Origin of the sequence: Jiangella ureilytica (assembly GCF_004348545.1) — a bacterium.
GTDB classification, from domain to species: Bacteria; Actinomycetota; Actinomycetes; order Jiangellales; family Jiangellaceae; genus Jiangella; species Jiangella ureilytica.
Genome location: NZ_SMKL01000049.1, coordinates 23,719 through 45,037, shown reverse-complemented (window position 1 = coordinate 45,037; position 21,319 = coordinate 23,719). Strand labels below are relative to the sequence as shown.

Annotated in this window: 19 protein-coding genes and 1 other RNA gene; 15 read left to right on the top strand and 5 right to left on the bottom strand. The window is 73.3% G+C overall.

Features of this window, described 5'->3' with window-relative positions; translation table 11 throughout:
• From E1212_RS19980 to E1212_RS19965, 4 genes are all read left to right on the top strand, one after another.
• Nucleotides 1–411: M23 family metallopeptidase (locus E1212_RS19980; RefSeq protein ID WP_131985677.1), on the top strand; the 411-nt coding region annotated here is incomplete at its 5' end.
• 42 nt (nucleotides 412–453) lie between these two features.
• Nucleotides 454–927, top strand: coding sequence for an SsrA-binding protein SmpB (gene smpB / locus E1212_RS19975; RefSeq protein WP_131985675.1), 474 nt, complete (start codon nucleotides 454–456; stop codon nucleotides 925–927).
• Between the two features lie 7 nt (nucleotides 928–934).
• Nucleotides 935–1,954: a DUF3048 domain-containing protein gene (locus tag E1212_RS19970; protein ID WP_131985673.1), complete on the top strand. Its 1,020-nt coding sequence runs from the start codon at nucleotides 935–937 to the stop codon at nucleotides 1,952–1,954.
• A gap of 31 nt (nucleotides 1,955–1,985) precedes the next feature.
• Complete coding sequence (locus E1212_RS19965) at nucleotides 1,986–2,483, top strand: tetratricopeptide repeat protein (RefSeq protein WP_131985671.1); 498 nt, start codon at nucleotides 1,986–1,988, stop codon at nucleotides 2,481–2,483.
• A gap of 13 nt (nucleotides 2,484–2,496) precedes the next feature.
• Here E1212_RS19965 and E1212_RS19960 read toward each other — a convergent pair whose 3' ends face one another.
• Nucleotides 2,497–4,425, bottom strand: coding sequence for an acyl-CoA dehydrogenase family protein (locus tag E1212_RS19960; RefSeq protein ID WP_203417026.1), 1,929 nt, complete (start codon nucleotides 4,423–4,425; stop codon nucleotides 2,497–2,499).
• A gap of 218 nt (nucleotides 4,426–4,643) precedes the next feature.
• Here E1212_RS19960 and ssrA point away from each other — a divergent pair.
• The 11 genes from ssrA (at nucleotide 4,644) to E1212_RS19905 (ending at nucleotide 16,398) form a co-directional block, all read left to right on the top strand.
• Nucleotides 4,644–5,014: a transfer-messenger RNA gene (ssrA, locus tag E1212_RS19955) on the top strand.
• Nucleotides 5,015–5,437: 423 nt separating this feature from the next.
• Nucleotides 5,438–6,718 (top strand): guanine deaminase, encoded by a 1,281-nt coding sequence (locus E1212_RS19950; protein ID WP_131985667.1) that lies wholly within the window; start codon nucleotides 5,438–5,440, stop codon nucleotides 6,716–6,718.
• Nucleotides 6,719–6,774: 56 nt separating this feature from the next.
• Nucleotides 6,775–8,205 carry a xanthine dehydrogenase small subunit gene (locus E1212_RS19945; RefSeq protein ID WP_131985665.1) on the top strand — a complete coding sequence of 477 codons (1,431 nt, stop codon included), beginning with the start codon at nucleotides 6,775–6,777 and terminating at the stop codon, nucleotides 8,203–8,205.
• Nucleotides 8,202–10,502: a xanthine dehydrogenase molybdopterin binding subunit gene (gene xdhB / locus E1212_RS19940; RefSeq protein ID WP_131985663.1), complete on the top strand. Its 2,301-nt coding sequence runs from the start codon at nucleotides 8,202–8,204 to the stop codon at nucleotides 10,500–10,502. The genes E1212_RS19945 and xdhB overlap by 4 nt, the downstream gene beginning before the upstream one ends.
• Nucleotides 10,503–10,519: 17 nt before the next feature.
• Nucleotides 10,520–11,320: a xanthine dehydrogenase accessory protein XdhC gene (gene xdhC / locus E1212_RS19935; protein WP_131985681.1), complete on the top strand. Its 801-nt coding sequence runs from the start codon at nucleotides 10,520–10,522 to the stop codon at nucleotides 11,318–11,320.
• Nucleotides 11,307–12,611, top strand: coding sequence for a DUF6986 family protein (locus E1212_RS19930; protein ID WP_131985661.1), 1,305 nt, complete (start codon nucleotides 11,307–11,309; stop codon nucleotides 12,609–12,611). Before xdhC ends, E1212_RS19930 begins: the two co-directional genes overlap by 14 nt.
• 9 nt (nucleotides 12,612–12,620) lie before the next feature.
• Nucleotides 12,621–13,514 carry a factor-independent urate hydroxylase gene (gene pucL / locus E1212_RS19925; protein ID WP_131985659.1) on the top strand — a complete coding sequence of 298 codons (894 nt, stop codon included), beginning with the start codon at nucleotides 12,621–12,623 and terminating at the stop codon, nucleotides 13,512–13,514.
• Nucleotides 13,515–13,522: 8 nt separating this feature from the next.
• Nucleotides 13,523–13,966, top strand: coding sequence for a 2-oxo-4-hydroxy-4-carboxy-5-ureidoimidazoline decarboxylase (gene uraD / locus E1212_RS19920; protein WP_238992418.1), 444 nt, complete (start codon nucleotides 13,523–13,525; stop codon nucleotides 13,964–13,966).
• Nucleotides 13,963–14,265: a hydroxyisourate hydrolase gene (uraH, locus tag E1212_RS19915; RefSeq protein WP_131985655.1), complete on the top strand. Its 303-nt coding sequence runs from the start codon at nucleotides 13,963–13,965 to the stop codon at nucleotides 14,263–14,265. Before uraD ends, uraH begins: the two co-directional genes overlap by 4 nt.
• Nucleotides 14,255–15,589, top strand: coding sequence for an allantoinase AllB (gene allB / locus E1212_RS19910; RefSeq protein WP_131985653.1), 1,335 nt, complete (start codon nucleotides 14,255–14,257; stop codon nucleotides 15,587–15,589). The genes uraH and allB overlap by 11 nt, the downstream gene beginning before the upstream one ends.
• Nucleotides 15,586–16,398 (top strand): bifunctional allantoicase/(S)-ureidoglycine aminohydrolase, encoded by an 813-nt coding sequence (locus E1212_RS19905; RefSeq protein ID WP_131985651.1) that lies wholly within the window; start codon nucleotides 15,586–15,588, stop codon nucleotides 16,396–16,398. The genes allB and E1212_RS19905 overlap by 4 nt, the downstream gene beginning before the upstream one ends.
• Before the next feature lie 79 nt (nucleotides 16,399–16,477).
• Here the strand turns inward: E1212_RS19905 and E1212_RS19900 are convergent, their stop codons facing one another.
• The 4 genes from E1212_RS19900 to E1212_RS19885 all read right to left on the bottom strand — a co-directional run bounded on the left by E1212_RS19900 (nucleotide 16,478) and on the right by E1212_RS19885 (nucleotide 21,172).
• Nucleotides 16,478–17,431, bottom strand: a complete 954-nt coding sequence (locus E1212_RS19900) for an NAD(P)-dependent alcohol dehydrogenase (protein WP_131985649.1) — start codon at nucleotides 17,429–17,431, stop codon at nucleotides 16,478–16,480.
• 29 nt (nucleotides 17,432–17,460) lie between these two features.
• Nucleotides 17,461–18,270, bottom strand: a complete 810-nt coding sequence (locus E1212_RS19895; protein WP_131985647.1) for an SDR family NAD(P)-dependent oxidoreductase — start codon at nucleotides 18,268–18,270, stop codon at nucleotides 17,461–17,463.
• Nucleotides 18,271–18,482: 212 nt separating this feature from the next.
• Nucleotides 18,483–19,220 (bottom strand): PspA/IM30 family protein, encoded by a 738-nt coding sequence (locus tag E1212_RS19890; protein WP_131985645.1) that lies wholly within the window; start codon nucleotides 19,218–19,220, stop codon nucleotides 18,483–18,485.
• Nucleotides 19,221–19,282: 62 nt separating this feature from the next.
• Nucleotides 19,283–21,172 carry a TPM domain-containing protein gene (locus tag E1212_RS19885; protein WP_131985643.1) on the bottom strand — a complete coding sequence of 630 codons (1,890 nt, stop codon included), beginning with the start codon at nucleotides 21,170–21,172 and terminating at the stop codon, nucleotides 19,283–19,285.
• Nucleotides 21,173–21,319: the final 147 nt, after the last annotated feature.

Here is a 21,319-nt window from a genome sequence, read left to right as displayed (position 1 = left end):
GGCGGCGGTGGCGGCGGCTCCGCGGTCACGCTGGCCTTCCCCACCGCGAACCCGTACGTGACCTCGCCCTACGGCATGCGCGTCCACCCGGTCACCGGGGTCTACAAGCTGCACGACGGCACCGACTTCCGCGCCTACTGCGGAACGCCGATCCGCGCGGCCGCCGCGGGCACCGTCGAGTGGGCCTACTACCGGGGCGCCTACGGCAACCAGGTCGCCGTCGCCCATCGGCGCATGGTGACGACCTACAGCCACCTGTCCCGGTTCGCGGTACGCGACGGCGAGAGCGTCTCGCAGGGGGAGATCATCGGGTACTCCGGCACGACCGGCAGCTCGACCGCCTGCCACCTGCACTTCATGCTCTACGTGGGCGGCGACCGCGTGAACCCGATGAACTACCTCGGGCGGTAAACGCAGTCGTCTCGGAGGCCCCGGAAATGCGATCCTTGGGGCATGGCACGAGAGCGCGGACGCACCCTGGTGGCCCAGAACCGCAAGGCCCGCCACGACTACCACATCGACGACACCTTCGAGGCCGGCATCGTCCTCACCGGCACCGAGGTGAAGGCGCTGCGGGCGGGCAAGGCGTCGCTGGTCGACGGGTTCGCCGACGTCCGCGACGGCGAGGTCTGGCTGCGCAACGTGCACATCCCCGAGTACGACCTCGGCACCTGGAACAACCACGCGCCGCGACGCTCGCGCAAGCTGCTGCTGCGCAAAGAGGAGATCAAGCGGCTCATCGGCAAGACCAAGGAGACCGGCTTCACACTGGTGCCGTTGTCGCTGTACTTCAAGGACGGCTACGCGAAGGTCGAGCTGGCGCTGGCCCGGGGCAAGAAGAGCTACGACAAGCGGCACACCATCGCCGAGCGCGAGGCCAAGCGCGAGGCCGAGCGGGCCATGGCGCGCGCCCGGCGGCGCGGCTGACCGCGGCGTGAGCCTGCGCCGGCGGGTCCCGACGGCGGCAGCCTGCGGTCTGGCGGCGGTGCTGCTGCTCGCCGCCTGCGGAGGGTCGGCCACGCCGGCGCCGTCGCCGTCCACCGCACCGCCCACGCCGTCGGCCACGGTGACGCCGTCGCCGACTCCCGCGCCGGTCTGGCCGCTCACCGGGCTGCCCGCGGCGTCGGCGGCCGACGCCGCCCGGCCGGCGCTGGTCGTGAAGATCGACAACACCGGGGCGGCGGCGCCGCAGCTCGGCCTGTCCGCCGCCGACCTCGTGGTCGAGGAGCTGGTCGAGGGAGGGCTGACCCGGCTGGCGGCGCTGTACCAGTCGGCCGTGCCGCCGGTGGCCGGGCCGGTGCGCTCGGTGCGGACCACCGATGCCGGCATCGCGCTGCCGGCCGGCGGCGTGCTGGTCGCGTCGGGCGGCGCGGAGCGGGTGCTGCGGGCCCTGGACGACGCCGGCGTGACGGTGCTGACCGGCGGCGGCAACGGGCTCGCCCGCGACCACGACCGCGAGGCGCCGTACAACGTCATGCTCGACCCCGCCGAGGCGCTGGCCGGCGTGCCCGCGGGCACCGGGGTGCCGGCCGGGTCGTACCTGCCGTGGGGCCCGGCTCCTGGTGGCGGCCGGTCCGTGGCTGGGGTGGACGTCCGGTTCTCCGGCGCCCACACCTCGAGCTGGACCTGGAACGACGGGCTCTGGGTGCTCGACGGCGACCGCGCGGCCTCCGGCGACGTCTTCGGGCCGGCGACGGTCCTGGTGCTGCGGGTCGCGGTCCGCGACGCCGGCTACGAGGACCCGGCCGGCAACCCCGTCCCCGAGACCGTGCTGGCCGGCTCCGGTGCCGCGACGCTGCTCATCGCCGGCACCGCGGTCGACGGTCAGTGGTCGAAGGCCGCTCCGGGCGCGCCGCTGCTGCTCACCGACGCCGCCGGCGCGCCGCTGCACGTGCCGCCGGGCCGGGTGTGGATCGAGCTGGTCCCCGACTCCGGCTCGGTGACCCTGCGCTGAGCCGCCGTCCGGGGCGTGCGAGGCTGGCGGGGTGAGCACTGACGAGGACTGGGAAGGCCGGGTCGCCGCGGCCTGGACGCTGATCGACGACCACGACGAGGTGAGCTTCGTCGCGCTGATCGACGGGCTCGCCGCCGAGCTGCCCGAGGGAAGCGCCGTCGCGGCGTTCGAGCGGGCCTCCGCGTTCGACTCGACCGGCCGGCCCGATCTCGCCGAGCCGCTGTACCGGCAGGCCCTGACCGGCGAGCTGCCGGGCGAGCGCCGTCGCCGGGCGGTGATCCAGCTGGCCAGCTCGGTGCGCAACCTCGGCCGGCCGCAGGAGGGCGTCGAGCTGCTGACGGCCGAGCTCGATCGCGGCTCGGACCACCTCGACGACGCCCTGCGGGCCGTGCTCGCGCTGGCACTCACCGACGCCGGCCGCGAGCGCGAGGCCGTCTCCGTCGCCGTCGGCGCCCTGGCCCGGCACCTGCCGCGCTACCAGCGCTCGATGGCCGCGTACGCCCGGGCGCTGGTCGAGCCGGAGCCCTAGGAGCGTCGCCCGGTCAGAGCACGCGGCGGGCGACGTTCTCGGCCGGCGGGCCGCTGGGCGGTGGCGCGATCCAGGGGCCGGTGCCCTCGCTCTGGTCCAGGATGTCCGCCTCGAACCAGGTGTGCTCGCCGGCCAGGACGGCCTTCGCCAGCGCCTCGTCGGAGCCGTCGCTGTTGTGCCAGAGCGCGTCGAAGAGCCGCTCGACCCGCAACCGCGACTGCCGCGCGAACGCGTCGGCGAGCCGGCCGGCGCCCGGCTGGCCCTGCTCGGCCAGCATGCGGGCGCGCACGCAGCAGGCGGCGATGGCGAACAGCTCGGCGCCGATGTCGACGACGCGGGCGAGGAAGCCCTGCTTCTTCTCCAGCGCCCCCTGCCAGCGGGCCATCGCGTAGAACGTCGACCGCGCCAGCCGCCGCGACGCTCGCTCGACGTAGCGCAGGTGTGGCGCCAGCGTGCCGAACTCCTGGTACGACGTGGGCAGCTGTCCGGCGCCGGTGACCAGCTGCGGCAGCCACTTGGCGTAGAACCCGGTCGCCCTGACGGCGGCCTTCGCCTTCTCGGGCAGCGCCACCTCGGGGTCGACGATGTCGCCGGCGGCCTGCAGGTGGGCGTCGACGGCCTCGCGGGCGATCAGCAGGTGCATGATCTCGGTCGAGCCCTCGAAGATGCGATTGATGCGCAGGTCGCGGAGGATCTGCTCGGCGGGGACGGCGCGCTCGCCGCGGGCCCGCAGCGACTCGGCGGTCTCGTAGCCGCGACCGCCGCGGATCTGCACCAGCTCGTCGGCGACCTGCCACGCCGTCTCGCTGCACCACAGCTTCGCGATGGCCGCCTCGATGCGGATGTCGCGCCGACCTTCGTCGGCCAGGTGCGCCGACAGGTCGAGGACCGCCTCCTGCGCGAACGACGTCGCCGCGATGTAGGACAGCTTGTGCGCGACGGCGGCGTGCCGGCCGACCGGCCTACCCCACTGCACCCGCTCGGCGGACCACTCGCGGGCGATCTTCAGGCACCACTTCGACGCCGCCGCGCACAGCGCCGGGATGGACAGCCGGCCGGTGTTCAGCGTCGTCAGGGCGATCTTGAGACCGTCGCCCTCGCGGCCGATGCGGTTCGCCGCGGGCACACGGACGCGGTCGAGCCGGGTGACGCCGTTCTCGATGCCCTTGAGCCCCATGAAGGCGTTGCGGTGCTCGACGGTGATGCCGGGCGAGTCGGCCTCGACGACGAACGCCGTCACGCCGCCCCGGCCGCCGTCGTGCCTCGGGACCCGGGCCATGACGACCAGCAGCTCCGCGATGACGCCATTGGTGGTCCACAGCTTGGTGCCGCTGAGCTCGTAGAACCGACCGTCGTCCGTCGGGACTGCTTCCGCGGCCAGCCGGGCCGGGTCGGAGCCGACGTCGGGCTCGGTGAGCAGGAAGGCGCTGATGGCGCCCGCGGCGCAGCGGGGGAGGAAGGCGCGCTTCTGCTCGTCAGTGCCGAACAGTTTCACCGGCTCCGGCACACCGATGGACTGGTGCGCCGACACCAGCGCGCCGATGGACGGGTGCACGCCGCCCAGCAGCATGAGGGCGCGGTTGTAGCCGACCTGCGTGAGTCCGGCGCCGCCGTACTCGCGCGGGATCTTCATGCCGAAGACGCCAGCCCGCGCCATCGCCTTCACGTACTCGTCCGGGATGCGCGCCTCGCGCTCGATGACAGCGCCGTCGAGCTCCTCGCAGAGGCTCCGCAGCCGGGCGAGGAACGCCGTCGTCGTCGCCTCGTCCTCGGCCGACTGCGACGGATGCGGGTGGATGAGGTCGAGCCGGAACCGGCCGAGGTAGAGCTCCTTCGCGAACGACGGCTTCTCCCACCGCGTCTCGCGTGCGGCCTCGGCGACTCGCCTCGCCTCGCGCTCGTCGACGTGCTGGGTGCGGGGCTGGGGCTGCGTGCTGGTCATGCGCGCCTCCTTCGTCGGTGGCGTCATACCCCATGTTACCCGCAAGTAGCCCTCGCTCGGGAGTACGAACGGTTCGTACCTGGACCTGTTCGGGCTCCACACTGGTCGTCGCCGCCCGGCCGGGAGCCGGGCTGCGGGAATCTCGCTCGCCTGCCAGGCGTTGAACACGGTAACCTGGACGGACCATCGGGTTCGCTCGAGGGATTGACAACTCCAGAGGGGCTGAGCGGTTTCGACTCTGTGCGTCGAACCAGGGGAAGCGGGCCGAGGAGGCCGCGTTAACTCGTTAACGCTCGCGGCAAACGTTACAAGTGCCAACGCTAAGCGCACTGACTTCACTCTCGCCGCCTGAGGCAGAGTAAGAAGTCTGTCGACCCGGGGATGTCTCCGCCCCGGTGTTCGGCATCATCAAGGAGACTCACCGACCGGTACGGTCACGGGACCGGTAGGGACACTTACGTGGCTGGGCTCGTCACGGTGAACTCGCCTGTGTGATCACCGGAGCCGAGTAGAGGCATAACAGGCTGCGCCCGGAGAAGCCCTGGAGAAGCGTCGGAGGACCCGGGTTCGATTCCCGGCAGCTCCACAGAACGGCCGAGGCGGCTGGTCAGAAGCGATTCTGACCAGCCGCTTCGTCGTGCCGCGACCACCTCACCCGGACTGCGAGGGTGAGGCGTCGAACGGGCCCATCGGTGTCGCCCATCGGTGTCGCCACCAGTCACCGAGCCCTCGGACGATCTCGGGCAGATCCTCCCCGCGGGCTCGGACGACGATGACGAGAGCCGACCAGTGCTGCACAGCGCCGACACGGTCGACGAGGTCGGCCAGCGTTCAGTTCGGGCGGGTCGGCACCGGGACGGACGCATCGCTGCCATGCACCCAGTCGGCCAACGTGTTCCACCGTGTTCAAATATTCGGACGCGTTCATCGCCGTACCTCCGTGCTTCACTGATGTGTGATGTCAAGGAGCCGGCCCGTAGGCCGGCATCTGTCGAACGACTGGTGTTGACGCATGACGATCTTCCGCGGGGCGGTGCTCGACACCCCTGACGACCCGTTCGCCGGAGGCACGCTGCGTTCGTGCTCGGACGAGGGCCTCGTGGTGCGCGACGGCGTCATCGTGGCGCGCGGCCCGTTCGCCGCCCTGCGCCCCGCGCACCCGGACGAGAGCGTCGTCTCGCTGGACGGTGGGCTGCTGCTCCCGGGGTTCGTCGACACGCACGTCCACTTCCCGCAGGTGCACGTCATCGGCGGGATCGGCCTGCCGTTGCTCGACTGGCTGGAGCGCCGCGCGCTGCCCGAGGAGGAGCGGCTGGCGGACACCGCCTACGCCGCCCAGGTGGCGGCGGACTTCGTGTCCGGCCTCGTGACGGCTGGCACCACCGCCGCGATGGTCTTCGGGGCACACTTCCCGGCCGCGGTCGATGCGCTCTTCGAGTCCGCCGCCACGGCCGGGCTCCGCGTGACCGCCGGTCTCGTCGTCAGCGACCGCAACCTGCCGCGGGAGCTGCTCACCTCGCCGGAGAAGGCGTACGAGGACAGCGCCGGGCTCGCCCGCCGCTGGCACGGCACCGGCCGGGCTCGGTACGCGGTCACGCCGCGCTTCTCCCTGTCCTGCAGCGACCCGCTCCTCGCGGCATGCGCGGCCGTGCTCGACGACGTTCCCGGCGCGTTCTTCACGTCCCACGTCAACGAGAACCTCGAGGAGATCGAGAAGGTGGCGAGCCTGTTCCACCTGAGCACGTACGTCGCCACCTACGATCGGCACGGACTCGTCGGCCCGCGCAGCGTGCTCGCGCACAACGTCCACCCGGGCGACGACGAGCTCGAGGCGCTCGCCGCGCGGACCGCGTCGATCGCGCACTGCCCGACGAGCAATGCGGGTCTGGGGAGCGGGCTGTTCCCACTGGCCCGGCACGTCCGACACGGCGTCAGGGTGGCCCTGGGCTCCGACGTCGGCGCGGGCTCGGGCTTCTCGCTGCTGAAAGAGGGCCTGCAGGCGTACTTCACCCAACGACAGCTCGGCGACGCCGGGTATGCGCTCACCCCCGCCCACCTGCTCCACCTGGCGACCGCGGCCGGGGCGGCCGCCCTCGACCTGCCCGATGTGGGCCATCTCTCCGTCGGGCAGCGCTTCGACGCGCAGTGGCTCCGGCCGGCGCCGGGCTCGACCTACGACGTGGCACTGCGCAACGCGACCGGCCCGGAGGACGCACTGGGCAAGACCTTCACCCTCGGCACCGCCACCGACGTCGCCGCGGTGTGGATCGACGGCGACGCCGTGGTTCGTTGACCCGCAACGACCCGGCGGCGAATGATGGACGCAGCGACACGTCCTGGAGGTGGCGGATGGCCGAGATCGTGGTCAACGGCCGGCCGCGCGACCTGACCGGCGTCCCGCCACACACCAACGTCCTCGACTTCCTGCGCGCCGCGGGGTTGACCGGTGCCAAGGAGGGCTGCGCCGAGGGCGAGTGCGGTGCCTGTGCGGTCATGGTCGCACGGCCCGCTGCCGACGGCTCGGAGGCCGCCGAATGGACGGCGATCAACTCTTGTCTCGTGCCGGCGGCGGCGCTGGACGGCCAAGAGGTCGTCACCGCGGAAGGCCTCGGTGCGCCGGGGGCGCTGCACCCGGTCCAGCAGGAGCTGGCGGCGCGCGGCGGCTCGCAGTGCGGATACTGCACGCCCGGCTTCGTCTGCTCCATGGGCGCGGAGTACTACCGGGCCGATCGGGCGCCGGCCGGCGACGGCGGCCCGCGCGACCAATACCACGGGGCGAACGGCTTCGACCTGCATGCGATCAGCGGCAATCTGTGTCGCTGCACGGGCTACCGGCCCATCAAGGACGCCGCCTTCGCGCTCGGCTTCCCGCCGGCCGACGACGTCATCGGGCTGCGGCGCACGGCGGCCGCGCCGGCGGCGATGGCCACGGAGCTCCGCGGCGACGAGGCGACCTATGTCCGGCCGGCGAGCCTGGCCGAGGCGCTGTACCTGCTCGGAGAGGACGCGGGCGCCGTCGTCGTCGCCGGCAGCACGGACTGGGGCGTCGACGTGAACCTGCGCGGCCGCCGTGGCGGGTTGGTGATCGCGGTGGATCGGCTGCCGGAGCTGCGGGGCTTCTCGGTGACCGATGCCGAGGTGCGCATGGGCGCGGCCCTGACCCTGACGGAGATCGACCGGCGTCTGGCGGGGCGGCTCCCGCTGGTGTCCGCGCTGATCGCGCAGTTCGGTTCGCGGCTGATCCGCAACAGCGCCACGCTCGGCGGCAATCTCGGCACCGGCTCGCCGATCGGCGACGCGCCGCCGGGGCTGCTCGCCCTCGAGGCCTCCGTGGTGCTGGCCTCGGCCGAGGGGTCGCGGACACTGCCGCTGGCGGACTACTTCACCGGCTACCGGGAGTCGACGCGCCGTCCGGACGAGCTGATCACCGAGGTGGTCGTGCCCCGGCCGGTGAGCGGGCTGACGGCGTTCCACAAGATCGCCAAACGGCCGTTCGACGACATCTCCTCGGTGGCGGTCGGCTACGCACTCGACCTCGTCGACGGCGTGGTCCGCAGAGCGCGGATCGGGCTCGGCGGCGTGGCCGCGATGCCGATCAGGGCGCTCGCGACCGAGGCGGCACTGGAGGGACGCCCGTGGACCGCCGAGACCGTCGACGCGGCCTCGGCGGTACTGGCGGCCGAGGGCACGCCGATCTCGGACCAGCGGGCGAGCGCCGCCTATCGGTCGGCGATGCTCGGGCAGTCGATCCGCAAGCTGTTCGCGGAGGCGACGCCATGACGACCATCGCCCGCCCTGTGGGCACCCCGCTCAGCCGGCGGCCGGACGACCCCGTCGTCGGGACGCCGCTGCCCCACGAGAGCGCGGTCCTGCACGTCACCGGCCAGGCGCTCTACACCGACGACCTGGTCGGACGCACCAGCAACGTGCTGCACGCGCACCCGGTGCAGGCGCCGCACGCCCACGCGACGATCACGGGCCTCGACGTCGCCGCGGCGTACGACGTGCCCGGTGTCGTCCGCGTGCTCACCGACGCGGACGTGCCCGGCACCAACGACGCCGGCGTCAAGCACGACGAGCCGCTGTTCCCGACCGAGGTCATGTACCACGGCCACGCCATCTGCTGGGTGCTCGGCGAGTCCCTCGAGGCGGCACGGCAGGGGGCGGCGGCTGTCCGGGCGACCTACGCGGAGCTGCCCGCGCTGCTCACCGTCGAGGAGGCGATCGCGGCGGCGAGCTTCCAGGGAGCGCGCCCGACCCTCGCCCGCGGCGACTCCGCGGCCGGGATGGGGCGAGCGGCTCGCGTCTTCGAGGGCGTGACGTCGTTCGCGGGGCAGGAGCACTTCTATCTCGAGACGCACTGCTCGCTGGCGCTGGTCGACGAGAACGGCCAGGTCTTCGTCCAGTCGAGCACCCAGCATCCGACCGAGACCCAAGAGATCGTCGCGCACGTGCTCAGCGTTCCGAGCCACGCCGTCACGGTCCAGTGCCTGCGCATGGGCGGCGGCTTCGGCGGCAAGGAGATGCAGCCGCACGGGCTCGCCGCCGTGGCGGCGCTCGGCGCGACCCTCACCGGCCGGCCGGTGCGGGTGCGGCTGACCCGGGCGCAGGACATGACGATGACCGGCAAGCGGCACGGCTTCCACGCGGCGTGGACGGCGGGGTTCGACGCCGACGGGCTGTTCACCGCGCTCGAGGCCACGCTCACGTCCGACGGCGGCTGGAGCCTCGACCTGTCCGAGCCGGTGCTGTCGCGGGCGATGTGCCACGTCGACAACGCGTACTGGATCCCCGACATCACCGTGCACGGCCGGATCGCGCGGACCCACAAGACCTCGCAGACCGCGTTCCGCGGCTTCGGCGGGCCGCAGGGGATGCTCGTGATCGAGGACATCATCGGCCGGTGCGCGCCCGCGCTGGGCATCGACCCCGCCGAGCTGCGCCGCCGGAACTTCTACGCCGAGGGGCAGGCCACGCCGTACGGTCAGCCGGTCCGGCACCCGGGGCGGCTGCTCGCGGCCTGGGAGCAGGTGGCCGGCACCTCGTCGCTGGCGGCCCGGCGCGCCGAGATCGATCGGTGGAACGGGCGCGAGCGGCACCGCAAGCGCGGCATCGCCATCACGCCGGTGAAGTTCGGCATCTCGTTCAACCTCACGGCGTTCAACCAGGCCGGCGCGCTGGTGCACGTCTACAAGGACGGCTCGGTGCTGGTCACCCATGGTGGCACCGAGATGGGCCAGGGCCTGCACACCAAGATGCTGCAGGTCGCGGCGACCGCGCTGCGGGTACCGCTGGAGCGGGTCCGGCTGGCGCCGACGCGCACCGACAAGGTGCCGAACACGTCCGCCACTGCGGCGTCGGCGAGTGCCGACCTGAACGGTGGCGCCGTGAAAGACGCCTGCGAACAGATCCTGGGCCGGTTGGAGCCGATCCGCGACCAGTTGCGAGACCCGTCGTGGGAGGAGCTGGTCGCGGCGGCGTACCGCGAGCGCGTCCAGCTCTGGGCGGCCGGCTTCTACAAGACCGAGGGACTGAGCTGGGACGCCGCCGCGATGTCCGGCCATCCGTTCAAGTACTTCGCCTACGGCGCCGCGGTGAGCGAGGTCGAGGTCGACGGGTTCACCGGGGCGTACACCACCCGAAGGGTCGACATCGTCCATGACGTCGGCGACAGTCTGTCCCCGCTGGTCGACCTCGGGCAGATCGAGGGCGGCTTCGTCCAGGGTGCCGGCTGGCTGACCCTCGAGGACCTGCGGTGGGACGTGTCCGACGGGCCGGGCCGTGGCCGGCTCACCACGCAGGCGGCCTCGACCTACAAGCTGCCGTCGTTCTCGGAGCTGCCCGAGCAGTTCCACGTCGCCCTGCTGGACGAGGCGCACGAGGACGGCGTCGTCTACGGGTCGAAGGCGGTGGGCGAGCCGCCGCTGATGCTGGCGCTCAGCGTCCGCGAGGCGTTGCGCGACGCGTGCGCGGCGTTCGGCCCGGCCGGGCACTCGGTCGAGCTCGCCTCGCCGGCGACGCCGGAGGCGGTCTACTGGGCCCTCTGCGCAGCTCGCGCCGCCGGGAGGGCGTCGTGACGACCTGGTTCGCGGGGATGGCCGGGCTCCGGGCGGCGCGGGAGCCCGGCGTGCTCGTGACCATCACCGACGTGCGCGGCCACGCGCCGCGCGAGGCGGGCGCCAAGATGGTCGTCTCCGCATCGTCGCGCTGGGCGTCCATCGGTGGCGGCAATCTGGAGGCCGAGGCGGTCACCCGGGCGCGCGCCCTGCTGTCGGCCGGGGGCGTCGTCCCCGAGTCCTACACGGTGAGCCTGTCCGACCGGGCGCCGGCGCCGCACGGCGTCCAGTGCTGCGGTGGCGAGGTGACGGTGTTGCTGGAGCCGCTGCCCGTCGTGCCCGCCGTCGCGATCTTCGGGATCGGCCACGTCGGGCTGGAGCTGGCCCGGATCCTGGCGCGGCACGACCTCGATCTGCACCTGGTCGACTCGCGCGAGGAGTCGTTGTCCGAGGCCGCCCTCGCACCGCTGCGCGACGCGGTCGCGGCCGTGCACGTCCACCACATCCCGGTGATCCCCGAGCTCGTCCTGGCCGAGCTGCCGGCCGGCGCCCGGGTGCTGGTGCTGACGCACGACCACGCCGAGGACTTCGCGATCGTCGAAGCCGCGCTGCGCTGCGATCACCTCGGCGCGATCGGGCTCATCGGGTCGTCGGCGAAGTGGGCGCGGTTCCGGTCGCGGCTCCTCGAGTCACTTCCCGCCGAGGTCGTGGACCGGGTGGAGACGCCGATCGGCCTCGCGGGCCTCTCCACCAGCAAGGACCCGGCCGCCATCGCGGTGTCGGCCGCCGCCGCGCTGCTGGCGGCGATCGAGCGCGAGGGGGCCCATGCCGGAGGGTGAGGCGTCCGGGGTCGCGGACCCGGCGGTGCTGGCGGCGTCGTTGCTCGGTGAGCTCGACGCGCGGCTGGCGGCGGCGGACGCGGCGCTGGCCAGGGCGTACCCCGGGGAGAGGCCGGGCCGGCAGCCGGTCCACACGGTGTACGTCCCGGCGCACCGCCACACCGCCGGGCTGATCCCGGCCTACGGCGCCGCGGCACTGGACCTGCTGGACGAGCACGCGGACCGATTCGCGGCGATCGTGCGCGACCCCGACCTGGTGGCGCGCGTGCGTGACAAGCTGGCCGCCGAACCGGTGGAGGACCTCCGGGTCGACTTCGAGGACGGGTACGCCGGCAGGACCGACGCCGACGAGGACGCCGACGTCGTCCGATCCGCCACGGCGCTGGCGGAGAGCAGGGCGAAGGGCGAGGCGGCGCCGTTCGGAGGCATCCGGATCAAGAGCCTGGAGGCACCGACCCGGGCGCGCAGCATCAAGACGCTGACGTCGTACGTCGCCACGCTGGCCGGAGCCGGCGCCGGAGCCGGAGCCGGCGCCGGAGCCGGAGCCGGCGCCGGAGCCGGGCTCGACCACTGGGTCGTGACCCTGCCCAAGGTGACGAGCGTCGACCAGGTCGAGGCGATGGTCCATGCCTGTGACGTGCTCGAGACCGAGCTGGGCCTCGGCCGGGGAGCGCTGGCGTTCGAGGTGCAGGTCGAGACGCCGCAGTCGATCCTCGGGCCCGACGGGACGGCGCTGGTGGCGCGCATGATCCAGGCGGCCGGACGCAGGCTGGCGGGACTGCACTACGGCACCTACGACTACTCGGCGTCCTGCGGGATCGCCGCCGGGCAGCAGTCGCTGGAGCATCCGGTGGCCGATCACGCCAAGCTGGTGATGCAGGCGGCCGCGGCGGGCACCGGGGTACGCCTGTCCGACGGCTCGACCAACCTGCTTCCGGTCGGCGGCGCCGACGACGTCGGCGCCGCCTGGGCCAACCACCACCGCCTCGTCCGCCGCTCGCTGGAGCGGGGCTTCTACCAGGGCTGGGACCTGCACCCGGGTCAGCTTCCGACGAGGTACGCCGCGACCTACGCCTTCTACCGGCAGGGACTCGCCCGCGCGACGGCCCGGCTGGCGGACTACACGCGGAACACGATGAGCGGCATCGCCGACGAGCCCGCGACGGCCAGGGCGCTGGCGGCGTTCCTGCTGCGCGCCGTCGACTGCGGTGCCGTCGACGAGGCCGAGGTCGTCGACGGCACCACGCTCGGGACCGATGCCCTCCACTCGCTGGCCGACCCGAGACACTAGGAGCAGCCGATGGCGCACAGGCTGGGAGCCAACCAGTACGGCAAGGCGGAGTGCCGCGTGGTCCGTATCGTCCGGGACACGCCGCGGCACGAGATCCGCGACCTGAACGTGTCGACGTCGCTGCGTGGCGACTTCGCCGACGCGCACATCACCGGCGACCAGGCCGCGGTGCTGCCGACCGACACGCAGAAGAACACCGCGTTCGCCTACGCGAAGCTGCACGGCGTCACCTCGGCCGAGGACTATGCGCTCGCGCTGGGCTCGCGACTGCTCGAGGCGTGTCCTGCCGCCGATGCGGCGCAGGTGCGGGTCGAGGAGTACGGCTGGGACCGCATCGGGGACCACTCGTTCGTCCGCCGGGGAGGCGCCGTTCGCACGGCCGTGGTGACCGTCGGGCACGACGCCACGCACGTGCTGTCGGGGATCTCGGACCTCGTGCTGCTCAACTCGACGGACTCGGAGTTCAAGGGCTTCCTCGAGGACGAGTTCACGACGCTGCCCGAGACCGATGACCGCGTCCTCGCCACCTCGCTCGTGGCGAGGTGGCGGCACACCGATGCCGACGGCGGCGGCATCGACTGGAACGCCTCCCACGAGGCCGTCACCGCGACGCTCCTGCGGACCTTCGCCGGCACCTACTCGCGCGCCCTGCAGGAGATGCTGTACGCCATGGGAAGCGCCGTGCTCGACGCGCAGCCGGGACTCGCCGAGATCAGGTTCTCGGCGCCCAACGTGCATCACCACCTGGTCGACTTCAGCGGCTTCGACGTCGATGGGCTCAGCAACGACGGCGAGGTGTTCGTCGCCGCGGACCGGCCGTACGGGCTGATCGAGGCGCAGGTGACTCGCGACGGCGCGGCAGCGGCGGACGAGGCCTGGCTGGCCGTGCCGGGGTTCTGCTGATGCCCGGCGTGACGACGACGCGAGAGACGCTGCTCGGCTGCCTGTCGGTGCCGCGCTGGGCCGACGACGTGCTGGCCGGCCAGCCGTACGCCGACCGGCAGGCGCTGCTGCTGGCGGCGAACTCCGCCGCCCGCGAGCTCACCGACGAGGAGCTCGACCAGGCGCTGGCGAGCCACCCGCGGATCGGTGAGCGCGGTGGCGCGCGGTCCCAGAGCGAGCAGTCCGGTGTCGACCCGGCGGCCGGCGACACCGCACAGCGGCTGGCCGCCGGCAACGCGGCCTACGAGCAGCGGTTCGGCCGGGTCTTCCTGATCCGCGCGGCCGGCCGCGACGCCGACGAGATCCTCGGCGAGCTCGACCGGCGGCTGCACAACGACGACCGCGCCGAGCGGGCCGAGGTCGTCGACAACCTGCGCGAGATCGCGCTGCTGCGATTGGATGCGTCGCTGTGAGCACACTGTCCACGCACGTCCTCGACACCGCCGCCGGCCGGCCGGCCGAGGGCATCCGGGTGACCCTCGAGACCCGCGCCGGCGACCCTCTCGGCGAGGGCGTGACGAGCTCCGACGGCAGGATCGCCGCGCTCGGCCCGGACCGGCTGGACGCCGGCGACTACGTGCTCCGCTTCGCCACGGCGGGCTCCTTCTACCCGGAGGTGGTCGTCGTCTTCACCGTCGCCGACGCCGAGGAGCACTACCACGTGCCGCTGCTGCTCAGCCCCTACGGCTACACGACCTACCGTGGCAGCTGACCTCGACCTCGTGATCCGCGCCCGGCGGGCCGTCGTCGACGGCGCCGAGGTGCCCGCCGCCGTGGGCGTCGCGGGCGGCCGGATCGCCGTCGTCACGACGTTCGACGACGCGCCGCCGGCCGCACGGACCGTCACGCTCGAGGACGACGAGGTCCTGCTGCCCGGCCTGGTCGACACCCACGTGCACGTCAACGAGCCGGGCCGATCGGAGTGGGAGGGATTCGCGACGGCGACCCGTGCGGCCGCCGCGGGTGGCGTTACGACGATCGTCGACATGCCGCTGAACTCCGTCCCGCCCACGACCACCCTCGCCGCGCTGGAGGTCAAGCGGCGGGCGGCCGAGGGCCAGGTCTGGGTCGACGTGGGCTTCTGGGCGGGCGCCGTGCCGGGCAACCGGCCCGACCTCGAGCCGCTGCACCGTGCCGGGGTGTTCGGCTTCAAGTGCTTCCTCCTCGACTCCGGGGTCGACGAGTTCGGCCACCTCGAGCCCGCGCAGTTCGCGCTGGCGATGCGCGACTGCGCCGGGCTGGGCGCGCTGATGATCGTCCACGCCGAGGACGGCCGGCTGCTCGACGAGACCGCGCTCGACGGCGTGCACTACGCCGGCTTCCTCGCCTCCCGCCCCGACGCGGCCGAGACGGCCGCCATTGAGCTGGTCATCGCGCAGGCCCGCGCGACGGGCTGCCGTGCCCACATCGTCCACCTCAGCAGCGCCGGGGCCGTGCCGGCCCTGCGCGAGGCCCGAGAGGCCGGCGTCGACGTGAGCGTCGAGACGTGCCCGCACTACCTGACCTTCGACGCCGAGCACATCGCCGACGGCGCCACCGAGCTCAAGTGCTGCCCGCCGATCCGCGATTCGGCCAACCGCGAGGCGCTCTGGGCCGCGCTGGCCGCCGGAGACCTCGACTTCGTCGTCTCCGACCACTCGCCGTGCACCGCGGACCTCAAGGCGCGAGGCGGCGGTGACTTCGGCGTGGCGTGGGGCGGGATCGCGTCGGTCCAGCTGGGGCTGCCTGCGGTGTGGACGGCCGCCCGGGCCCGCGGCCACGCACTGGTCGACGTGGTGCGGTGGATGGCCACCGCGCCGGCGGACCGGATCGGGTTGCGCCACAAAGGCCGCATCGCGGCCGGGGCCGACGCGGACCTGGTGCGCTTCGCGCCCGGCGAGGAGTTCGTCGTCGACGTCACGAAGCTGCACCACCGCAACCCGGTCTCGGCCTACGCCGGGCGCCGGCTGGCGGGGGTGGTCCGCGAGACGTGGCTGCGCGGCCGGCCGGTCGGTGACATGCCGCACGGGAGACTGCTGAGGAGGCACGAGCGGTGAGCGACTACTACGTCCCGAGAGGCGGGTTGCCGCCGCAGACCGCACTCACCACGGATCGCGCGCGCTTCACCGAGGCCTACGCCGTCATCCCGGCCCGCACGCTCAGTGACATCACCGCGTCGTTCCTGCCCGGGTGGGTGAACACCCGCCTCTGGGTGCTGGCCAGACCGCTGTCGGGCTTCGCCGAGACGTTCAGCCAGTACGTCGTCGAGGTCTCCCCCGGGGGCGGCTCCGACCGGACGGAGCCCGACCCGGAGGCGGAGGGCGTGCTGTTCGTGGTGGACGGCTCCCTCACCCTCACCGTCGACGGCGGTGAGCATGCGCTGGGGCCGGGCTCGTACGCCTTCCTCCCACCCGGTACCTCCTGGACGATCGCGAACGAGACCGGGGCGACCGCGACGTTCCACTGGATCCGCAAGGCCTACCAGCGGGTCGAGGGTCTCGAGGTGCCGCCCGCCTTCGTCACCCGCGAGCAGGACGTCACCCCGGCCGACATGCCCGGAACCGGCGGCGCGTGGTCGACGACCCGATTCGTCGACGTCGCGGACCTGCGCCACGACATGCACGTCAACATCGTGAACTTCCGGCCCGGCGCGTCCATCCCGTTCCCGGAGACGCACGTGATGGAGCACGGCCTCTATGTCCTGGAGGGCAAGGCGGTCTACCTGCTCAACGAGGACTGGGTCGAGGTCGAGGCCGGCGACTTCATGTGGCTGCGGGCCTTCTGCCCGCAGGCCTGCTACGCCGGCGGACCCGGGCCGTTCCGCTATCTCCTCTACAAGGACGTCAACCGGCACGTCTCGCTCTGACGGGGGGACCGTGAGATGTTCCACGTCGCGCCGGAGGACGACGTCGCGTCAGGGCAACAGGCGTGGCCGTGTCGTGGCATCAGCCGATCTCGACGACGACCTTGCCGAGCGCGCGGCCCTCGCCGACGTGGGCGAGCGCCTGGGGCACCTCGTCGAGCGCGAAGGTGCGGTCGATGTGGATGGCGACGTCGCCGGCGAGACACTGCCGGGCCAGTGGCTCGAACGTGGCCGGTCCCTGCCGGACCACCAGGACGCCCAGGTGGCGGCCGGTGAGCCACCCGGCGACGGCGCCGGCCGTCAGGACCCGTAGCAGCGTCCGCACCGGCCCGCCCACGCATCGGTACCGGCCGCCGCGGGCGAGGGCACGCCGATACGCGAACACCGATCGGTGCGCGACCAGGTCGAGGATCGCGTCGTAGGGCCCCGTGCGGGTGAAGTCGTGCTCGCGGTAGTCGATCACCTCGTCGGCGCCGAGCGAGCGCATGAACTCGAGCTTGCCGGCGTTGTCGACGCCGGTCACGTGCGCGCCGGCACGCTTGGCGAGCGGGATCGCGAACGATCCGGAGCCGCCGCCGGCGCCGTTGACCAGCATCCGCAGCCCCGGCCGGGCGACCGCCGTCCCGGTGACCGCGATGGCGCCCGACTGGGGCAGCGCCGATGCCTGCGCGAACGACAGACCCTCGGGCTTGCGCACCAGTGCTGTGGCCGGTGCCACGGCGTACTCGGCGAAGCCGCCCATGAGGGCGAGGTTGTCGCCGTACACCTCGTCGCCCGGGCCGAACGAGGTGACGCCGGGGCCGACGGCCTCGACCCGCCCGGCGATGTCCGAGCCGAGGACGCGCAGCCGCGGCCGGCGCGGCCCGTTGAACCGCGCATAGGCCGGGCGCCCGACCAGCCCCTCCCAGTCGGACAGGTTGACCGACGTCGCGACGACCTTCACCAGCACCTGCCCGGGACCCGGCGACGGTACGGGCAGTTCCTCGACCCGCAGCACGTCGGGCGAGCCGTACCGGTCACGGACGACGGCCCTCATGCCTCCTGAGCGTAGGGGCAGGGACCGGATCAGTCGACGAGCGCCCCGGCGGTCAGGTTGGCGACCGTCCCGGTCATGGCGCCGGCGCGGTCCGATGCCAGGAAGGCGGCCGTCTCGGCGATCTCGGCGAGCGTCGGCAGCCGCCGGAGCAGCGTGCCCTGCGCCAGCCCGTCCTCGAGGAACTGCTGGACCGACTGACCGCCCGCCGCCGCCATCGGGGCGAAGAGCTCCGCGGTGTAGGAGCCCGCCGCCGGCGCGTCGACGACCGCGTGCGGGCGGAGGCCGACCACCCGGATGTTGCGTGGCGCGAGCTCCGCGGCCAGCAGCCGCGAGAACGCCTCCTTGCCGGCCGCGCTGACGCCGTGCCCCAGGATGCCGCCCACCGCGAGCCGGGCACCCGGCTCGGACAGGGTCAGCACGACGCCGGGACGCTCGCGGCCCATGTGCCGCGCCACCGCCTTGCTGGTGATGAACAGCGTCCGCAGGAAGCCGTCGATCGGCCGCATGAACTCGTCGAGCGAGAGGTCGGCGAGCAGCGTCCCCTGGTCGTGCATGACGCTCACGGCGTTGAGGGCGACGTCGATGCCGCCGGCCGTCGCCGCGACCGCGTCGGCGTGCTCCTCGACCGCCTGCTGATCGAAGACGTCGACCTGCGCGGTCTCGGCCTTCCCGCCCGCGCCGGCGATGTCGTGTGCCACGGCGTCGAGCGTGGCCGGCGTCCGTCCGGCGAGGAAGACCCTCGCCCCCTCGCGGGCGAACACCCGCGCGACGGCGCCGCCGATGGCGCCCCCACCGCCGTAGATCACAGCGTTCCTGTCCTCGAGCAGCAACCCGCTCATCGATGTCCTCCAGGGTTCACAAGCAACCAGATGTTGCGTCTCACTCTGCCACAGGCGGCGACCCATGTGCAACTTATCGTTGCGCTAGGCTGGCGGGCATCCCCTTCGGCGGCCGCTTGCTGGTCCGCGCCGCTGCGCTCGCGACGCCGCGAACCCCGTGATCATGTTCCCTCGCGGTCGCCACGGGAACATGATCACGGGCACTGACGGCGTCAGCTGCCGATGGCGGGCGCCTGGCCGGCGCCCTTGAGCTCGGCGAGCCGGGCCTCGATCTCGACCGAGGTCGAGGCGTCCTCGAGCTCCTCGAACTGCGCGTCGATGGACGACGCGGCGAGCTCGGCGGCGCCGGCGACCTTGGCCTCCTCGCGGCGCACCTTCTCCTCGAACCGCGAGACCTCGCTCGTCGGGTCGAAGATGTCGATGGACCGCACGGCCTCGTGGACCTGGGCCTGCGCCTGGGCGCTCTTGGCCCGCGCGACCAGCTCGTCGCGCTTGTTGCGAAGGTCGGACAGCTTGTCCTTCATGCCGGCCAGCCCGGCCTTGAGCTTCTCGACCACCTCGCGCTGCGACGCGATCATGGGCTCGGCGGTCCGCGCCTCGCTCTCGAAGCTCATCTGCTTGCCGATGGCGACCTTGGCGAGGTTGTCGAACTTGTCGGCGTCGACGGTGTTGCCCGCGGCGCGGAGCTGGTCGGCCCGCTGCGAGGCGGCGAGCGCCTTGTTGCCCCAGTCGCCGGCGGCCCGGACGTCCTCGGCGTGGTCCCGCTCGGCCAGCCGGAGGTTGCCGATGGTCTGCGCCACGGCCTGCTCGGCCTCGGCGATGTTGGCGGTGTAGTCGCGGACCATCTGGTCCAGCATCAGCTCGGGGTCTTCGGCGCGGTCGAGCAGCGAGTTGATGTTGGCCTTCGCCAGCTGCGAGATGCGTCCGAGGATCGATTGCTTCTCAGCCATGGGTGTCGTCCTTTGCTCCTGGCCCCCGTGGAGCCGCGAGTCCGAATGTGGATCGAGCAGGGTCAGAACCGTCCACCGCCTCCCCGGCGGCCACGGGTGCCGCCCCCTCCGAAGCTCCCCGGCGACCGGCGTCCGCCGCCGAAGCCTCCACCCGTGCGCCTACCGCCGCCGAATCCGCCACCGCCGCCGAACACGCCGCCGCCGCGGCCCATCTGGTTGATGAGGATCCCGCCGAGGATCATCGACGTGAGGTCGCCGCCCCCGCCGCGGGCGGCGCTCTGCTGCCGCTCCCACTCCTGGACGTCGCGCTCGGCCAGCCTCTGGGCCTGCCGCGACAGCTCGGCGGCCCGCCGGACGGCGTCGAGTGCGGCCGCGGGGTCCGACGACGCGAGCGACTGGCCCTGCGCCAGGTGCCGCGCCGCCTCGGAGAGCCGGGTCCGGGCCTCGGTGCCGACGGCGCCGCGGCGGGTCTCGATGAAGTCGGCGATGGCCTGGACTTGCGACGCCACCCGGCCCAGCGTCTCAGCGAGGGCGGCGCGGGCGCGCTCGGCCTCGTCGGCCGCCGCCCGCACCGGAGCCAGCAGGTCGTCCAGCGCGGTCTCGGCCTCGGCCAGCTGCCGGAGCACGGCGAGCGGGTCGCCCTGCCCGCCGGTGACGGACCGCCCCGCGGTCACCGCCTGCTGCGCGACACCGCTGGCGGCGCCGATCGCGGGGTCGGACGGGGCGAGCCGGTCGGCGTCGGCGATGTCGAGGGAGACCGATTCGATGGCCGTGCCGATGCGCCGGCCGGCGGTCGCGAGCTCGTCCTTCGCGCCGGCGACGGCGTCGAGCAGCTTGGCGGCCTGGGCGACGGCGTCCTCGGCGGCCCGGGCCTGGGCGACGGCGGCTGACCGGTCGTCGCCCTGCACCGAGGCCTGACCGGCCGCGACCGCCTCGCGCGCGGCCGTCAGCAGCCGCTCGGCGTGGTCGGGGTTGCCGCTCACCGAGGCCAGGGCCGCCACCGGATAGCCGAGCGCGAGCTGCTCGAGCTGCGCACGGGCGGTGGGCAGCCGCTGCCCGACCTCGGCGGCGCGCCGGGCGGTCTCGTCGAGCACCTGGGGAACGCGGGCGTGCAGGTCGCGCAACTGGTCGAACGCCTCGGCCTGGGCGTCGAGGGCGTCGCTGACCTCGCGGCAGGTCACGATGATCTGCCGGGTCATCGCCCGGACCTGCTGCTCGGTCTCGGGCTCGGAGTCGTCGAGGCGCTGCCGCAGCGTGAACGCCTCGGCGACCTTCGTCGTCGCCGCCGCGAGCAGCTCGCCGAACTCCGTGGTCGCCTCGGTGCCGAACTGGGCCTGGGCGAACCCGAGCTCCTGCTCGGAGGTCTTGAGCGCATCGTCGATCTCGACCAGCGCCTGGCTGGCCCGCTTGTCGAGCTCGTCGAGCGAGAGCCCGGCCAGCTCGTCGACCGGCTGCCCGTCCGGGCCGGCCGCACCGGCCTGGCCGGCCCGCGCGCGACGGCGCAGCACCCACCAGCCCGCGGCGCCTGCGCCGACCACCGCGATGCCGCCGACCACCCACGGGGTGGCCGAGCCGCCGCCGGAGCCGGTGGCGGCCTCGCGGTACCCGTCGGCGCCGGCGATGGCGGCGCCGGCCCAGTCCTCGTCGCTCAGCGCCGGCCGGATGTCGTTCTGCCGGACGTCGTCGAGCTGGTCGTCGGTCAGGTCCAGCTCGTCGGTGACCGAGATGCCGAACGAGCGGTCCTCGAGGGCGACGGCAAGCAGGATGTCGTCGGTGCCGAGGCCGGAGGCCGTGGCGGTCTCGTCGGCCCAGGTCTGGCCGTCCAGGCCGTCGAAGGTCTCGACGTAGACGACGAACATCTGCAGCCCCGACTCGTCGGTCAGCCGGTCGAACGACCGCTGGATGCGCTGCTCGTCGTCGCCGGACAAGGCGCCGGCCCGGTCCGTGATCATTCCCGGCACGTTGAACGGCGGCTCGGCCGCAGCCGGAGCCGAGGCGAGGAGGGAGGTGAACGCAATCACGAAGAGCGCAACGCCCCCGCCCCGCCGGCGCGTGGCATTCACGAGTGCCATCCTGCCTGGTAGGTGGGGGTTGCACAA

Coding starts and splice junctions, on each gene's coding strand:
- E1212_RS19950 (WP_131985667.1), top strand. CDS start 5,438: ATGACGATCTTCCGCGGGGCGGTGCTCGACACCCCTGACGACCCGTTC.
- E1212_RS19900 (WP_131985649.1), bottom strand. CDS start 17,431: ATGAGGGCCGTCGTCCGTGACCGGTACGGCTCGCCCGACGTGCTGCGG.
- E1212_RS19945 (WP_131985665.1), top strand. CDS start 6,775: ATGGCCGAGATCGTGGTCAACGGCCGGCCGCGCGACCTGACCGGCGTC.
- smpB (WP_131985675.1), top strand. CDS start 454: ATGGCACGAGAGCGCGGACGCACCCTGGTGGCCCAGAACCGCAAGGCC.
- E1212_RS19960 (WP_203417026.1), bottom strand. CDS start 4,425: ATGACCAGCACGCAGCCCCAGCCCCGCACCCAGCACGTCGACGAGCGC.
- pucL (WP_131985659.1), top strand. CDS start 12,621: ATGGCGCACAGGCTGGGAGCCAACCAGTACGGCAAGGCGGAGTGCCGC.
- E1212_RS19895 (WP_131985647.1), bottom strand. CDS start 18,270: ATGAGCGGGTTGCTGCTCGAGGACAGGAACGCTGTGATCTACGGCGGT.
- E1212_RS19890 (WP_131985645.1), bottom strand. CDS start 19,220: ATGGCTGAGAAGCAATCGATCCTCGGACGCATCTCGCAGCTGGCGAAG.
- E1212_RS19885 (WP_131985643.1), bottom strand. CDS start 21,172: ATGATCACGGACCGGGCCGGCGCCTTGTCCGGCGACGACGAGCAGCGC.
- E1212_RS19930 (WP_131985661.1), top strand. CDS start 11,307: ATGCCGGAGGGTGAGGCGTCCGGGGTCGCGGACCCGGCGGTGCTGGCG.
- xdhC (WP_131985681.1), top strand. CDS start 10,520: ATGGCCGGGCTCCGGGCGGCGCGGGAGCCCGGCGTGCTCGTGACCATC.
- xdhB (WP_131985663.1), top strand. CDS start 8,202: ATGACGACCATCGCCCGCCCTGTGGGCACCCCGCTCAGCCGGCGGCCG.